The sequence below is a fragment of the Arthrobacter sp. AL05 genome, assembly GCF_029960715.1.
Classification (GTDB): Bacteria; Actinomycetota; Actinomycetes; order Actinomycetales; family Micrococcaceae; genus Arthrobacter.
Genome location: NZ_JASBRC010000026.1, coordinates 1 through 15517, shown reverse-complemented (window position 1 = coordinate 15517; position 15517 = coordinate 1). Strand labels below are relative to the sequence as shown.

Here is a 15517-nt window from a genome sequence, read left to right as displayed (position 1 = left end):
ACATGGCCAGCGTCAGCCAGAACCTGTTCTTGAACATCGCGACGCTGTGTCCGGCATGCTGGCCATGGCTGTGCACCATGTGCTTGTCGTCCATGCCGTGGGCCTGAACGTCAGATGAATATGCCACGTCAGAACCGCTGCCGGGAGCGCTTGGCGCCTCCGGCCCGGCCATAGGTCCGTTGTGGTGGTTGTGGTCCACTGCTGTGCTCCTTAAGAACTATTCCGGCCCGGGTGGTCCTGCCCCGCTACGGGTGTGCCGCCGGGGCGTCAAACTGTATCCGGAGCCGGTCCCGGCGTCCCGAACAGCACCTGCGTCAGCGGTCCCGGCTACCGGCAGGCTGGATGTGCCCCCCGGCTACGAGCTCAATCGTCGCGGATTCCACTCCGTCCACCGGTGGGACGGCCTTTTCGATGGTCTTGACACGCTCCGGCGCGGCGAGGGGAAGTCCGGCCCGGGTGTTTGTTCGGCAGATGTAAACTTGGTCCTTTTCAAGAGTGAGCGACTGGGGTGCCGGGTGAGCCCGCGGATTCCGCGGAGCCTGAACAAACGACCTCACAGACAACACCCACCATACCCTAAGGGGGTATATCTGACAATTGGGGTGGGGTGCAGTGTGCCGTCACCGCGATGCGAGAAGCGCGCCGTGATTGAGCTCGAAATTGACGAAGTCGACCCGTCCTGTCGGTACGTCGCTGCGGCCGTCCAACTGCTCTAAGCACCCGACTCCAAACCTTGCACAACGGAGCCAGCCAGAAGGACCGCGCTCGCCGAGAGCCTGAGCGTCAGCAGCCGGGAGTACGCCGACCGTGTCCGAGGGTAGGTCATACCTGCGGTTCTCAGCGGCTCTGCAGAGGCTTGGCCGTGCGGTTGGGTCAGCTTGGTATAGGCCTGCGTAACCGGGACGGAGTCGAGTGAGGCGGCGAGCAGGAAGGCATTGAGCAGGTTCTCTCTCGCCGGGACGTAGGCATCGGGGTTGGTCCCGGGTTCACGGGAGCCGTTGGCGACGTGCTCTGCCACGTTCCCGGCAGTGGCTTCGTTCTCCGCGTAAGACAGCGGGTCCCGCCACCAGGTGGGATCTTCCGCCACGGACGGGGGTCATGGATCGACGCGGCGCCGGCCGCCCTAGGGACTCGGTGACCCGGCGGACGTTGCCGGTGGAACCCGGCTCAGTGGGCGGGCCACGTGGCCGGAGACTGTCTCCCAACCCCGCATCTATTCCGCAGATTAGCTGACAACGGGCGAAAGCGGATGGCAGCAGAAAACTGCCCTGACCAGCGACGATCGAAGATGCTGGCAGCCCGCAGAAACCCCCGAAAGGGCCGTACTCTTAATCGAATCTTCACAGCTTCTCCTCGAGCGCTACTCCACCAAGGGGAACTTGGCGATAGCTTCCTGCTGAAAGACGTGCAATTCGTTCGGCCTCCTGAGAAGCAGAGCTAGAGCGTACGTACGGCCATAGATGTCATCACGGAGCACCACGACCTCCGATGGGTTTTCCCGTCAGCTGCCGACAACGGATCGATCGACAAACTCGCGATCTTACTCATGCACGGCGCGAAAAGTACGAGTGGGGACCGAACGGCCGTCGAGGATCTCCCGGGGCCAGTGCCGGAGCCTATTGCAGCAGAGTAGTCGGACGCCGACAGATACTGAACGCCGAGATCCGTCGATCGACATCCAGGTCTGCCAGACGTTTACCCTACGGAAATAACGAAAAACGTTGACATGTCAGGCGTTGTATCTTCAACCAGAAACGTCTAGATTCCGCGGATTAGCGAGGTAATGCAAGCCGTTGGCAATCAATGAAATACGCTGTCCGCTGAGAAGAGGTCAGCAGTTCGAATCTCCATATCCCCCTTGAGTAGCCCGGCTATTTAAGGTCTGGGATTGATTCTTGGCCGTCAAGTCCAAGCCGTCACCGGCCAGCTGGTGCCGCGTTCGGGACGCGGCCCTGCTTGTTGGCACCGTGTTGCGGCGGCGGCTCGTGGCGCCGCCGGGGTTACGTTGGTTTCGTGTGGCTCCGTTGTGTCCGCGGGCAGCGTCTGAGGGGCGCTGCCCGGTCACGCAGTGGTCCGCCGATCGGGTCATGAATGGTTTGACTGGAGGTGGCGCCGTGATGGAGAGTATGGAGGCTGAGCATGCCGTGCGGGTGTGCGCGGGCGGCCGTAACGAGCGCGGGCAGGACCCGATTGCAGTCGAGGTTGAACTTTTCCGGCAGGATCAAGTGGGTTTCAGGGCAAAGAAGCGCCGCACCCTGTCAATGCTGGGTGCGGCGGTTTGGGGGAGGCCTTTGGTGGCGAGAATTGGGGGTGTGGACAGTGTCCACACCTTCGGCTTCCGACTGGGCCGTACCGGTGCCGGACTGGACCGGTTTCCGTATGTTTCGGCGGGACTCCAGTGTTTGAAAGGGCTGGAGCCCGGTTCGAGTCCCACCTCGGGCACAGTGTTTCCGCAGGTCAGGGGCTTTTGGTGTTTCTTCGTGTGGACAGTGTGCACACTATCGCCTTTGATCTGATGTTCCGGTGTGTGGGTCCCGGATAGACCTAATCGGTTGTGTAGGGGAGCGGCTGCCTACGGCGGACCGGGTACCGCCCTGTGGGGTCTCTTCTGGGTGTTCGTCCTCGTTCGTCCTTCCTTCGGGTTTTCGCGTTCACCCCTTCATGGTGACTAGAACCGCGCACAACCTGACTTGCTGAATATTCTTTACATCGACCTTGGGTTGCGGCCGGTCCGGATTCTCCGCTCTGATACCTGTTCATGCAGGAATGCGGGGAGAACGGCATGACATGGCCACTGATCCGGAACTGATCATGAGGACGCTGAGCTGAGGTGTCTCGCATCAGTAGTACTTCTCAACCATTCTGACGACTACGGCGAATGATTCTCTCGGCCACGTCCATCACCTACAGCGGTGGATATTGCCATGAGCAATCGTCCCGTGGTGGTACTGCGGGCTTTCCGCTGCCAGGGGGCCGCCTAGACGGCCTTCAACACATGGGGTTCCATCGAAACCGCACCATCGCTGGACTTTACCGCGATCGACTTAGAAGGCGCCATCCTCGAATCCATCGGCCGACTTCTGAACCGGACTTTAGGCGCAGGACACTAGTGTTCCTGAATGATGCAGCAACCTCGCGAGATGACATGAACGTCCTCCGGGGTCAGAGACACGCTCGGAATGACACCGGCGATTGAGTTAGTGCTCAGGCGTATCCGAATCCGCCTGAAGTTCCGGCCGCAGGCAGGCCCGGGCCGAACCCGCTCCCGCTGCCCTTGCCCTTGCTCCCGGGCAGACCAGCGCGCACGATGACAGATAACAACCAGGACCGCTCCGCACGGACCGGCCTGACAACTATAAACGGAGGATCCATGACCAGGAACGCCAACATCCACGCCCAGGAGCGCTTCGGCGCCGCCGTAAACAACGGCAACCTCGATCAATTCGACGACGTCGTCGCGGCCGACTGCGTCGACCACGACCCGGCACCCGGACAAGGACCGGGACCGCAGGGATTCAAAGACCTGTTCGCAGGGTTGCGCTCTCATTTTCCCGATCTGCACCTCGACGTCGAACACCTCACAGCCACCGACGACGACGTCGCGTTCGCCTACACGATCACCGGGACACATCAGGGGCCGCTGATGGGCCACCCGCCCACCGGCAAGAGCTTCAAAATCCGGGGCATGCAGATCGGACGCTTCGAAGACGGCAAACTCATCGAACGCTGGGGAAGCAGCGACCAACTCGGCATGCTCACCCAACTCGGACTGGCGCGGCAGCCATGGGATGACAAGCAGAAGGTGGGCAACATGGTCTGGGACGCGGACGAGAGCGTTCAGGAGGACGAATCTGGTCCAGTTGTCGCGGTTCCTATGGACCGCTGGCGAGCCTTGCCGACGCGGGTGCAAGTGGAGGACCAGAGCACGTCCGTGCCGGTTTCGGATGCACCGGATCCTGAGGGCGGCAGAAACCCTGACAATGACTGGCTGCTCCGTGGCGTGTGAACCGGCGTGTAGAGCCAATCAGTAAGACGGTCGGTCGTGGCAGTTGGCTTTGTGGTCCGGGACCGTCGTTGTGCTCGAGACCGCAGCCTTCGTGCAACCTAGGCCAGATCCGTCGGGTGATCGCTTGGACTCGCTGGCTAGTGCCTTACCGCGGGGACTGCCCCCGGTTTTGTTGACTCCTTGACTTAGCGAGCAAGGGCTCGTGGAAGGACGTTGACCCTGTCGGCAGCTTCCGGACCGCCGGCCACCTCGCTGCCTACGCCGGCATCCCCCCGGTCACGCAGCGTTCCGGGACCTCCATCCGCGGCGAATTACCTGCACGCTCCGGGAAAAAACAACTCAAGAACGCACTTTTCAGATCCGCGTGGATCGCCTCGTGCCACGCCCCCCGGGTCCAGGGCGTACTACGTCCGCAAACGCGCCGAAGGCAAGAAGCACAGTGCCGCCTTCATCTGTCTGGCACGGCGCCGCTGCGACGTCATCCACGCCATGCTCCGAGTCGGGACACTCTACGACGTAATTGGGCTATCAGAATTGAGAGTGCAGTTTCGGTCTGAATCCGCCGGATTCCAGCAGTGATCTGGCGACATAGTTGGTGAGATTCGGGAAGCCGAGTGCGGAGCCACGAAGGTGTTCAAGCCGGCCGTTAATCGCCCGGTAGTTCCGAACGGAACGAGTTTCATCGGGGACCAGAATGCCGCCGTCACCCGCCTGCAGGGCGGCTCGCTGGATGCCCTCATCCTCGCGAGGTCCGTCTACGCCGCGGCGGTGCCGGAAATGAACGGCATCAGCATCCCCTACCTCTTCAAGGACACAACGGAGGAAGCGGCGTTCCTGGCCGGGAAGCCGGGCCAGGCACTGAAGGATAAGCTCGCGACCAATGACACCGTCGCGCTATCGTTCCTCACCCGGACCGGCCGCGAGATCACCAATTCCGTGCGCCCCATCCAACAGCCCTCGGACCTCAAAGGCCTGAAAATCCGTGTCCCCCGGCAACCCGCTCTGGATCGACTTTTTCGGGAAGCTGGGTGCGAGCCCGACCACCATGGCCTTCCCCGAGGTCTTCACGGGCCTCCAGACCGGAACGATCAAGGGACAGGAAAATCCGATTGAAGTGCCGTGGACCAATAAGTTCTCCGAGGTTCAGAAACTTGAAGAATTCAAGGCCACGTCCAAGAGCCTTTACCCGCAGTTCTCCCAGCTGATCGGCAAGGAATTCTTCGACGAGGCCATCGCTTTCACCAACTCCAACTAACTAAACCCCGCACGGCGCCCCGGCCCTCCCACCAACATCCCGCTATCAACGTCGACAGTCTGTCAGAATATGAAACGCACCCTCGCTCCCGAGGAACTCGAGGAAGTCATTCCGTCTGACGCGGAAGAGATCCTGCATCACGGTCACGTTCCCCCTGGCAGGAGCGGCGCCGTCTGGCTCGACAAGACCTTTGAATGGGCCGTGGGCGCGGCGATCCTCGCCGAGCTCGTCGTCATCCTGCTGAACATAATGGTCCGGGTCGTCACCGGAGATTCTGTGCTCTGGACTCAGGAGGTGTCAGAAATTGCGCTCCTGACCATTGCCTTCATTGGTGGAGCCGTCGCGTATCCGAAGGGAGCGAACATGTCGGTGCAGGCACTGATCATTCGCCTGCCCGCAACGTGGAAGCCCTATCTGGCCGCCCTAGTCGACTGGCTCGTCTTTATCATGAGCGCGGGGGCCTTCGCGCTCTTCGTGCCGACGCTTGCCCAGCAGATCGAGGAAAAGACGCCCATCCTGCAGCTGCCGGTGTTCTGGGTTTCCCTGGCGTTCTCTTGCGGCATGGTGCTCATCACGTGGTTCGCCGTCGTCAAGCTTTGGCGGCAGGAACGCCGGCCGGTCGTGGCCGCCGCAGGGATCGCCGCGGCGATGGTCGCCGTCGTCCTATTGGCCCCGCCGCTGTTCTACTACGCTTCGCCGAACGTCCTCCTGGCCCTGGTGCTCGCGGTCCTGTTCCTGTTGCTCTTCCTTGGCCTCCCCATCGCCTTCGTCCTGGCCCTCGCGTCGGGAATCGACCTCTACCTCGGCGGCATTTCCAATGTCAGCGCCATGGTGCGCATCATCTCCATGGGCAACGGCTAGTTCGCGCCCCCGGCCGGCGTCGTCTTCTACCTCGTCTGTGCCACCGCCCGCGAAACCGTGGAAAACAGCCTGAAGCACTTCTGGCCGTACCTCATTGCCCTGTTCATCGGGCTCCTCGTACTTGCTGCCCTCGCATCGTCCAGCACGCCGTAGTCATCACCCTCAAAGGCTCCAGCTACCGACTCAAACATGCACAGACAGACTCACTGCCCTCGACAAGACCGGAAAATCAGGCAGAACAACCAACATCAACGTGGCTCACTTTTGCACCCGCGAAGTGGCTCAGTTTTCGACCATCGCTGACAAGAAAGCACCGGGCTGATCAGCGCTATCGGCCAGGAGATCCTGACCCAGACCTGCGTCCAGCTCAAATCCTGGCGGGGACAGGACCGGGAACACTCCGTGGCCGTGAACGTCTCAGCCGAGCAACTGCGGGCGCCAGGATACGCGCGGACCGTTATGGACACCCTGGCCGTCGCCGGGATCCGCTGCGACCAATTGATCCTGGAAGTCACCGAAAGCGTCTTCATGGACCCCGCTCCGCATATCACCACCCAGCTGGGGCTGCTGCGCCGCCAAGTCATCAAGGTCGCCCTGGATGACTTCGGCACCGGGTATTCATCCCTCGGCCGGCTCCAGGATCTTCCCGTGGACATCCTCAAGATCGACCAGTCCTTCGTCTCCGTGATCATCATCGGGGACGAGGGGCTCCCGATCCTCGATTCCATGACCGCGATGGCCCACAACCTCGGACTCAAAATCACCGCCGAGGGAGTCGAAACCCCCGAACAGGCCCGATACTTGCTCGGCCTAGGATGTGACTCCCTCCAGGGCTACCTCTTCTCCCGCCCCGTCCCGCCCCGGGAAGTCCCGGAAGCTGAACATCACGCCAGAAGAGCCATCACAGAATTCCATTCCGGCCACATACAGGTGGAGTTCCGGCCTTGTTAGGGGCAGGTTGGCTTATTCACGTGCTGGAAGCGTCGGCACCTTTTTGACTGTTGCGAGGAGGAGGACTCCGGTGACCGCTACGGCGCCTGCAAGGAAGTAGGCGATGAACGCTTGGGGCGGGGCGGTGTCGGCTTCGCCGAGGATGGTGATGCCGATGGTGACGGCAACGAGGGGGTCGATGACTGTCAGCCCGGCCACGACGAGTTCGGGAGTGCCCCGGGTGTGTGCGTTCTGGACTAGGAACGTCCCGGACACGGCGGCAATCACCAGCCCGGCCAGGCAGCTAAGGGACAGCCATTCGAAATCGCCCTGGAAGAGCCGGGCGATGACGGTCTTTGCCAAGGCCGCGACGAATCCGAACAGGACACCGGCACCACCGGTAAAGATGATGGCCCCCCATCGCCGCCGCCAGAGACCGTAACCCGTTCCAAATGCGGCGAGGACGATACCGAGAATAACCAAGATAGTGATGAGGTGCCCGTCGCTGATTAGAACGTCCTGGGCGGACACGGCAGCGACAGCAACGAACGCGCCCACCCCACCGACACACAAAGCCACGGATGTGAGGGCCCGGCGCCCCGGGGACCGGCGGGTCATCCGTGCCGTGGCCAACGTGGTCACAACCAGGGCGACCGCGCCGATGGGCTGCACCACGATCAGGGGTGAAAATCTCAGGCTCGTAAGCTGCAGGAGTATTGCAGCGGCGAGCATCGCTGTCCCGCCCAGCCAGACCGGTTTGCGCATTAGGGCCTGGAGGCGTCCCCCGCCCATGCTCCCGGCGGTCCGCCCCGGGGCGGCCCCCTGGTCTTCCACGGCTTTGTGTTGAAACAGCGTGCCGAGGGCCAGCAGTACAGCCCCGGCGACGGCGATCGGGATACCGAGCCAGTGATAGGACGAAATCGCTGACACGGCGGAAGCATGGGTCATGATCCGACCCTACCGATTCGTTGGCTGCGCCGCTGCTCTGGCTGGCCGACGGGTGCTAGATGGATCTGCGCCGATGCCTGCTTCATGTTTTGTTGGCGAGGTAATCGATAATTAACCAGGCACCAGGCACCAGGCAGGATTTGGACGAGCTGGCCGGCCCCGTTGGTGGCGACGCTGGTGACGGCTGCTCGGATGACTGCCAGGGCGTGCCGGGGAGTGGGCGTGCTTCGATTCCGCCGGGCGTCCCGCGATCGGGCCAGCTCAGGGCTCGTAACTTCCGGGGGGCGAGACCGGTCCGTGTGACCTTCAGAGGTCTGCTCATTGGGTCAGGCGCGGGCGTGGCGGATATTGCACAGTCACTTGCGCGTCTGTGGCCGTGATCGACCGCGGGCACCGGGCCAGGGGGAGTTCCGGCTAGTTGGTGGTTGCGGCGTAGAGGTTCAGGCTGGCTGAGAAGATGATCCAGGAAATGTAGGGGAGCATCAGGGCCCCGGCGGTCCGGCTGAGGGGGCCGAACCGGAGAACCGTCACGCTTACTCCCACGAACAGTGCGGTGATGATGAGGAGCGCGAGCCACAGGGCGGCGGTTCCGATCATGGGGTACATGCCGAAAAACGTGGGGGCCCAGGCAAGGTTCAGGGCCAACTGGGCGCCGTAGGCGACCATGGCGCCGCGGCGGGCCGCCTGTTGGCGCCAGATGAGCCAGGCGGCTACGGCCATGGTCGTATACAGCACCGTCCAGACGGTCCCGAAGACCCAGTCCGGGGGTGTCCAGGGTGCCTTGTTCGCGGCGGCGTACCAGCCGTGGGCGTTGGCGATGATGGCTAGCGAACCCAGGAATGACACCGCGTGGGCCAGGGCCATGAAGCCCAGCAGCGCTGCGATCTGAAGGCCGGTGCCGGCCCTGGCCGGCGTCGGCTGGGCGGGGACGGGTTCTTCAAATTTCGGGGGCACTGGTACACCTTGGCCAATCCCGGGGTGCCCGTCAAACCGGAGACTGCCCAGGAAGGTATTCTCCAGCCTTTCCGATGTGCCCTGGTTGCGGTTGTCCGGGTGTGGTCTCCGTACCGAATACCGGTACAGGGATGGAGACCCGGGCTGGCCGGGGCTGCGGGGAAACCCCGCCGGGTGAGGGTTAGCTGATGGGGAGAGTGTCGTTGGCTGGCTTGTTTCCCGTGTCGGGCCCGGGGCGTGGTGAGGTGAGGGTTTGGCGCAGTTCGGTCCAGAACTGGGTTGCCGTCTGGGGCCTGTGATGGGAGGGACGGACCCTCATACCGCCCTGATGGCCGGGCCTCATTGCGGCTCCGTAGATTACGTACCGTTCGCGGCCGGCGTGTTTGGTCGAGTACATTGCCTTGTCGGCCCGCTCGAGCAGCTCTTCGCGGTCTTCCAGTCCGGTACCGATGGCTATCCCTATGCTGGCGGGGACCTGCAGTGCGGCCCCGGCGACATGGACCGGCGCGGCGATGGCGTCCATGACGCGCCGGGCAATGGGCGCTGCGATATCGGTTCCGGAGCCGGGGAGCACGACGGGTCACGTAGGCCTGGTTGGCCAGCGGGACTATCTCATAAACGGTGTATCCGGCAGTTTTCTTTTGTGGTTTTCAGCTGCCGGGATTCGGTCGCTGAAGGTGATGGCGAAGGCGTTCAAAGCGGGCTTCCAGCGCACGGCTCAACGCATCCCCGGCACTGCAGCGCCTGATCGAATCAACGCCGCAGGATCAGCTCGGTGACCGTTTCGGGACGTTTGCCGGCACGATTGACGATGCTGCCTTACCCGGGCCGGACTCCCTGATCGTCGTCACGGGAGCAACGGAAGCCGAACTCCGCCAGAACGGCAGGGCCGTCCTGGTGTCAGACTTCACCACCGACCCCTACGGTGGCAGCGCGGCCGCCTACAACACGGTGCTGTCCATCGGGGCCATCGCCGTGTTCTTCCCCGTTCTGCTGCTGATCAGCATTGTCACCGGCCTGGGCGCCGCCCAGCGCCGCGAACGCTTCGCGACCCTGCGCCTCATCGGCGCATCCCCACAGCTCATCTCCCGGATCGCCGCCGTCGAAACCGCCGTCCCCAGCCTTGTCGGGGCGTTGCTGGGCGTCGTGCTGGCAATCGTGCTGAGGCCGGCTGCCGCGCAAATACCCGTCAACGGCACCAGGATGTTCGCCGCAGATCTGACCACCGGCCCGGCGGCGGCCGCCGCCGTCGTCGCCCTGGTGGTCGCGGCCTCGACACTTGTGGCCGCGCACCGCACGGCCCGTGCCGGCATTGGCCCCTTGGGCGTGACGAGAGCCGTGCACGAAAAAACACCCACCATGTGGCGGACCGCGCCCGTGCTGGCCGGACTCGCCGCCATGATCACCGCTGTCCTCGCGATCCGGACCGGCGACGCGGGGCTACTGTGGCTGGCATCTCCGCTCCTTATCCTCGGCTTTCTGCTCATCCTCGTCGGCATCGTGGTCATCGGCCCCTGGCTGACGCGCCTGGTGAGCCGGATCGGACTGCGCCAGGCGCGAAGCGCGGCAGGAGTCATTGCCGCCAGCCGGATCCAAAAGACACCGGTCGCGACCTTCCGGTCCGTATCAGGGCTGGTCATCGCCGTGTTCGTGGTCTCCGTCTTCGCCGGAGGATCCAGCATCGTCGAATCCACGGAGGTGCGCCCGGCCCGGCCCGGCCTGCTTCAGCCCACCAGCCTCCACGCCACCATAAGCAGCGGACACACCCCGGCCCAGGTAGCGGAGGCCGCCCGCCAGGCCAGGGACCTGGCCGGAATCCGCAGCGCCACCGTCGGCTACGGCCCGGCAGCTCTCTCCGAAAGGGGTGCCGGTTCTGAAATCTACTTTCGCGCCGCGGACGCCCCCGACCTCGGATTCCAGGACATCCCAGCCGCAGAGACCGTCGCCGTCGATACAACGTTCCTCCACTACTGGACCACGCAACCACTGGCACTGACCCCGGCGCCCGCCACCAACCTGGACGGACTGGTTCCTGTCGTGATGGTGCTCGGCACCGACGGGACCCCGGAAGCTATGGACCGTGCCCGGACAGCATTAAACAGTTCAGGCATCACGGCCATCCCTGCCACCTCCCCGCTGGACCTCAAACTGCAGTCCACCGGCCGCCTGATTCAGGGCCTGGCCGTCCTTGCCTACCTCGGCATGTTCGTCGCGATCGCCATCGCCGGCCTCTCGCTGGCCGTCGCCACCGCCTCCGCCGTTCTGGACCGGAAGAGAGTTCTCGGCCTGATGCGGCTGGTGGGAATGCCGGTGTCCGTCCTGCGCCGCATCATCACCCGTGAAGCAGCAGTCCCGCTCCTGGCCGTGCTGCTACTCTCGGTCGGCCTCGGATTCCTTGTCGCCTGGCTGATGGTGACCTTCATCGACGACACCTACCGAGTGACCTGGCCGGCACCCGACTACTTCATGGCCCTGGGTCTCAGCTTGCTCCTGGCCCTCGGAGCAGTCACCGCGACCTTCGGCCTCATTCGGAGCAATACGGCAATGACGGCTACCCGCTTCGAGTGACATGCACTTGAGACGATCCGGTGAAACGTCCGGTAAAGGATCCGCTTGCGGTCAGGGCGACTCTGCCGATGTTGCCCCGGAATCCTCCTCGGCGGGCTGGCTCCGCGGACAAGTTGCCGCCGCCTTTAGGACTCTGAAACTTATCGGTGAGCACGAGAGGGGCCTAGTCATGCAGGACTACTTGGTAGAGGTTGTGGTCTTGCCATCTACCGGCAATCTGCAGGTATCGCGGGGCCATCCCGATCTGCTGGAAGCCGCCCTTCAATAGCACCCGCTGCGAGCTAACGTTGTGCGGCAGAGTGCTCGCCTCGATGCGGTGTAGTCCGAGCTCGTCGCGGGCCGTTTCGACTATCGCCTGGACCGCGGCTGATGCCAGACCGCGGCCTGCATACTGGCTGTCCACCCAGTAACCCAGCCCCACGCTCTGGAAGGGGCCGCGCACAATTCCAGCCATGTTGAACCGGCCAACGAGGGTATCGCCGGCAAACAAGCCAAGGGGGTACCCCTCACCAGCCTCATGAGCAACAAGGCGGCTGGCGATGTCGGCAGCCTGCCATGCCTCCGTGTAGTACTCCTCGGGGCGTACTGGTTCCCAGGGAGAAAGGTACGCACGGTTGCGCACATACGCAGCGGCAAGCTCTGCCGCATCGTTCGGGCGCAGTACACGCATGCTGACATCTTCACTAAGCTGACGCGATTTAAACACCGGACAACAATACTCGCGGTCGTCGTTTGCGTTCCCCGGTGGAAATTGGATGCCGCGAACCTATCGGTGCAAGTAGGGCAACGAAGGCAGGCGGTCACCCAAAATTGTGGACACCCGTCGGACGTTGCCCGTTCAGGGATCCTTTGCTGAGATGGCAGTAGTTGCTGTGGGCGGTTCCGTCAGTTCCTCAAACCGAGGCACCCGCCCAAGGTTCGGATTGCGGCACGATTCCGGACGAGAGAGGTTCGCGCTCCTCAGGTGAGCGGCGGGAGTCTCGTGCCATCATCAGACGGAGAGGTCGCGAACCGACGGGCGGTCCCGCCGATCGTGGCGGAGATTATTTCTTCGCGCACCTGTCGATCTGGGCGAGACCCGTTCGTAGTAGTAGTGCAGGCGGGAGGATCCCGCCCACGAGGAGGAGAACGTCATGACGAAGTACCTGGTATCTGTCCACAACACTGCCGGCCAGACGCGCGCGCCGATGTCCGACGCCGAGATGCAGCAGTCGTACCAGCAGATGAATGCTCTGGAGGAGGAGATGAAGTCGGCCGGCGCCTTCGTGTTCTCCGGACGCCTGTACGAGCCTGACACCGCCACCGTGGTCCGCGTGTCGAACGGGGAAGCCGTGACCACCGACGGCCCCTTCGCGGAGTCGAAGGAGTACCTGGCCGGTTTCTACATCATCGAGGCCGACAACCTTGACGGTGCCATGTACTGGGCGTCGAGGACCACCGCTCTGGTCGGGGCACCAATCGAGGTCCGGCCCTTCTGGGACGAGCCCGCGGCCTGAGCCCGTGCGTGCCGCCGATGCCGGATCCGGGCCGGGACCGGGTGAGGTCGGCCGGTGGCTGTGACAGGTTTGGATGGCCCCGGTAGGACGGTTATTTCTGGCCCCACTTCGTGACTCGCCGGGCACCTGTGACGGTTATTTGTGGCCCCACCTTCAACGTTGGATCCATCAGTGGATGGATGCGGCGGAAGGCTGGTCTGGATGGAGTCGAGAGTGGAGTTGTTCGCGCGGATTCGAAGGGACGCCCGGGTTGAGGGCTTGTCGGTTCGTGCGTTGGCGGTCCGGTACGGGGTTCATCGACGAACGGTGAGGCAGGCACTGGATTCAGCTGCCCCTCCGGAGCGTAAACAGAGACAAGGTGTGTCCTGGAGGCTGGAGCCGTTCAAGGGCGCGATCGATGCGATGCTGATCGAGGATACGACGGCGCCGCGGAAGCAGCGCCATACTGCGCGCAGGATTTTGGCCCGGCTTATCGAAGAGCATGGTGCGCAGGAGCTGTCGTATTCGACGGTGCGTGATTACGTCAGGGTCCGTCGGGCCCAGGTTGATGTGGAGGCAGGCCGCCGCGTTGAGGTGTTTGTTCCTCAGGAACACGCTCCGGGTGCTGAGGCTGAGGTGGACTTCGGCGAGGTCTATGTCGTGCTGAACGGGGTGAAGACGAAGTGCCATATGTTCATCTTCCGGTTATCGAATTCGGGCAGGGCCATTCACCGGATATACCCGACTCAGGCCCAAGAAGCTTTCCTTGAAGGGCACGTCGAGGCCTTCAAGGTTCTGGGCGGCATCCCGACTAAACACATCCGCTATGACAATCTCACCAGTGCTGTCACCGCGGTGGTGTTCGGGCAGGGCCGGCAGCGCCGGGAGAACGAGCGGTGGGTGTTGTTCCGTTCGTTCTACGGCTTCGATCCCTTTTATTGCCAGCCTGGCATCGCGGGGGCCCATGAGAAGGGCGGGGTCGAGGGCGAGGTGGGGTGGTTCCGCCGCAACCGGCTTTCACCGATGCCTGTCGCTGAGTCTCTGGATGAGCTCAACGACCGGATACGGGCTTGGGAAGCCCTGGACGATGCCCGGCGGATCAATGACAGGATCCGCACCATAGGCCAGGACTTCGAGCTTGAACGGCCGTTCCTGGCCCCGTTGCCGGCGGAGGAATTCGATCCGGGTCTGGCGCTGAACCCCAGGGTTGATAGGTCCTCGATGGTCACGGTCAGGATGGTGAAGTATTCCGTCCCTGCCCGGTTCATCGGCCGAAGGGTCCGGGTCTCATTGCGGGCGTCCGAGGTCGTGGTGTTCGATGGCCGGACCGTGGTCGCCAGGCATCAGCGGGTCGCCGCCCGGTCCGGTCAGTCGGTCCAGCTGGACCACTATCTCGAGGTCCTCAGAACTAAGCCCGGCGCCCTTCCAGGTTCCACGGCTTTGGCCAAGGCGCGGGAGTCCGGGGTGTTTACCAGCGCGCATGAGGCTTTCTGGGCCGCATCCCGCCGGGTCAACGGCGATGCCGACGGGACCCGTGAACTCATCGACGTCCTGCTCCTGCACCGGTCGATGGATGCCGGAGACATTCATGCAGGGATCACCGCGGCGCTGGGAGTGGGAGCGGTCGGCGCGGACGTCGTCGCGGTCGAAGCCCGCAGATACGCCACGGCATCTTGCCGGGGTGGGGCCAGTTTCGACCGTCATCCCGGTGCTCATGCTGAAGAGAAGGTGCAACGGGTTGTCAGTCTCACCCAGCGCCGGCTCATGGACCCGGCCGCCGTCATCGCCGGACTCCCGCCGGACACACGGCCCCAGCCCTCGGTTCGTGCCTATGACGAGCTGCTGGCCAAACGTTCCGAACACCCTGCAGGAACCGCGTCAAAGGAGAACATCTCATGAGCCCCACCGCACCGGCCACCGCCATCACACCGACCCTGCGCCGGCGGCGCGGACTGACCGAACAGGCCGCGGTCGCAGCCGTGGACCAGGCCTGCCGCCGGCTGCGCCTGCCCACCATCCGGGCGGTCCTCGATGAAGCGCTCACCGTCGCGGGGAAGGAACAACTCTCCTACCAAGGCTTCCTGGCCGAGCTGTTGCTGGCAGAGTGCGACGACCGCGACCGGCGCTCCTCGATCCGCCGCGTGAAAGCCGCGAATTTTCCCCGGGACAAGTGGCTCGGGGACTTCGACTTCGATGCGAACCCGAACATCAACGCCGCCACCATCCACACTCTGGCCACCGGGGAGTGGATCCGCAAAGGACAACCCCTCTGCCTGATTGGGGATTCCGGGACCGGCAAATCTCACCTGCTCATCGGAGTCGGCACCGCCGCCGCGGAGAAGGGCTATCGGGTCAAATACACCCTCGCCACTCGGCTCGTGAACGAACTCGTCGAAGCTGCAGATGAGAAGGTCCTGGCCAAGACCGTTGCCCGCTACGGCCGCGTGGACCTGCTCTGCATCGACCTATGCCGAGCCCGTGACTATGCCGAGGCATTCGGTGGTGGCCGGTAAAGCCGTT

The 15517-nt window shown here is 63.5% G+C and carries 12 protein-coding genes and 3 pseudogenes; 10 read left to right on the top strand and 5 right to left on the bottom strand.

The window, feature by feature from the left end; all coding sequences use genetic code 11:
• Nucleotides 1-712: 712 nt before the first annotated feature.
• On the bottom strand, nt 713-1087 hold the full coding sequence (locus QK287_RS17630) for a hypothetical protein (protein ID WP_282361001.1): 375 nt from the start codon (nt 1085-1087) through the stop codon (nt 713-715).
• Nucleotides 1088-3370: 2283 nt separating this feature from the next.
• Between QK287_RS17630 and QK287_RS17625 the strand changes: the two genes are divergently transcribed.
• From QK287_RS17625 to QK287_RS17600, 6 genes and pseudogenes are all read left to right on the top strand, one after another.
• Nucleotides 3371-4006: an ester cyclase gene (locus QK287_RS17625; RefSeq protein WP_282360999.1), complete on the top strand. Its 636-nt coding sequence runs from the start codon at nt 3371-3373 to the stop codon at nt 4004-4006.
• A gap of 227 nt (nt 4007-4233) precedes the next feature.
• Nucleotides 4234-4585: pseudogene (locus tag QK287_RS17620) on the top strand (transposase); the annotation flags it as partial.
• 51 nt (nt 4586-4636) lie between these two features.
• Nucleotides 4637-4987: pseudogene (gene dctP / locus QK287_RS17615) on the top strand (TRAP transporter substrate-binding protein DctP); the annotation flags it as partial.
• A gap of 1 nt (nt 4988) precedes the next feature.
• Nucleotides 4989-5261 (top strand): hypothetical protein, encoded by a 273-nt coding sequence (locus QK287_RS17610; RefSeq protein WP_282360998.1) that lies wholly within the window; start codon nt 4989-4991, stop codon nt 5259-5261.
• A gap of 69 nt (nt 5262-5330) precedes the next feature.
• A complete protein-coding gene (locus tag QK287_RS17605) occupies nt 5331-6122 on the top strand; it encodes a TRAP transporter small permease (protein WP_282360997.1) in 792 nt (263 codons plus the stop codon).
• 318 nt (nt 6123-6440) lie between these two features.
• Nucleotides 6441-7073, top strand: a complete 633-nt coding sequence (locus QK287_RS17600; protein WP_282361002.1) for an EAL domain-containing protein — start codon at nt 6441-6443, stop codon at nt 7071-7073.
• A 12-nt stretch (nt 7074-7085) separates the two neighbouring features.
• On the opposite strand, the gene QK287_RS17595 is transcribed toward QK287_RS17600, so the two are convergent.
• The 3 genes from QK287_RS17595 to QK287_RS17585 all read right to left on the bottom strand — a co-directional run bounded on the left by QK287_RS17595 (nt 7086) and on the right by QK287_RS17585 (nt 9528).
• Entirely contained in the window at nt 7086-8000 is a 915-nt protein-coding gene (locus tag QK287_RS17595; protein ID WP_282360996.1) for a multidrug DMT transporter permease, read from the bottom strand.
• Between the two features lie 414 nt (nt 8001-8414).
• Complete coding sequence (locus QK287_RS17590) at nt 8415-8954, bottom strand: TspO/MBR family protein (RefSeq protein ID WP_226776146.1); 540 nt, start codon at nt 8952-8954, stop codon at nt 8415-8417.
• A gap of 181 nt (nt 8955-9135) precedes the next feature.
• On the bottom strand, nt 9136-9528 hold the full coding sequence (locus tag QK287_RS17585; RefSeq protein ID WP_282360995.1) for a diguanylate cyclase: 393 nt from the start codon (nt 9526-9528) through the stop codon (nt 9136-9138).
• Nucleotides 9529-9851: 323 nt separating this feature from the next.
• On the opposite strand from QK287_RS17585, the gene QK287_RS17580 reads away from it, so the two are divergent.
• Nucleotides 9852-11522: an FtsX-like permease family protein gene (locus QK287_RS17580; RefSeq protein ID WP_282360994.1), complete on the top strand. Its 1671-nt coding sequence runs from the start codon at nt 9852-9854 to the stop codon at nt 11520-11522.
• Nucleotides 11523-11685: 163 nt separating this feature from the next.
• On the opposite strand, the gene QK287_RS17575 is transcribed toward QK287_RS17580, so the two are convergent.
• Complete coding sequence (locus QK287_RS17575; protein ID WP_282360993.1) at nt 11686-12192, bottom strand: GNAT family N-acetyltransferase; 507 nt, start codon at nt 12190-12192, stop codon at nt 11686-11688.
• Between the two features lie 463 nt (nt 12193-12655).
• On the opposite strand from QK287_RS17575, the gene QK287_RS17570 reads away from it, so the two are divergent.
• The 3 genes and pseudogenes from QK287_RS17570 to QK287_RS17560 form a co-directional block, all read left to right on the top strand.
• On the top strand, nt 12656-13018 hold the full coding sequence (locus QK287_RS17570; protein ID WP_282360992.1) for a YciI family protein: 363 nt from the start codon (nt 12656-12658) through the stop codon (nt 13016-13018).
• A 201-nt stretch (nt 13019-13219) separates the two neighbouring features.
• The gene (gene istA, locus QK287_RS17565; RefSeq protein ID WP_282360991.1) at nt 13220-14896 is read left to right on the top strand and encodes an IS21 family transposase; all 1677 of its coding nucleotides are present in this window, start codon (nt 13220-13222) and stop codon (nt 14894-14896) included.
• Nucleotides 14893-15462: pseudogene (locus tag QK287_RS17560) on the top strand (ATP-binding protein); the annotation flags it as partial. The gene istA and the pseudogene QK287_RS17560, both read left to right, overlap by 4 nt.
• Nucleotides 15463-15517: the final 55 nt, after the last annotated feature.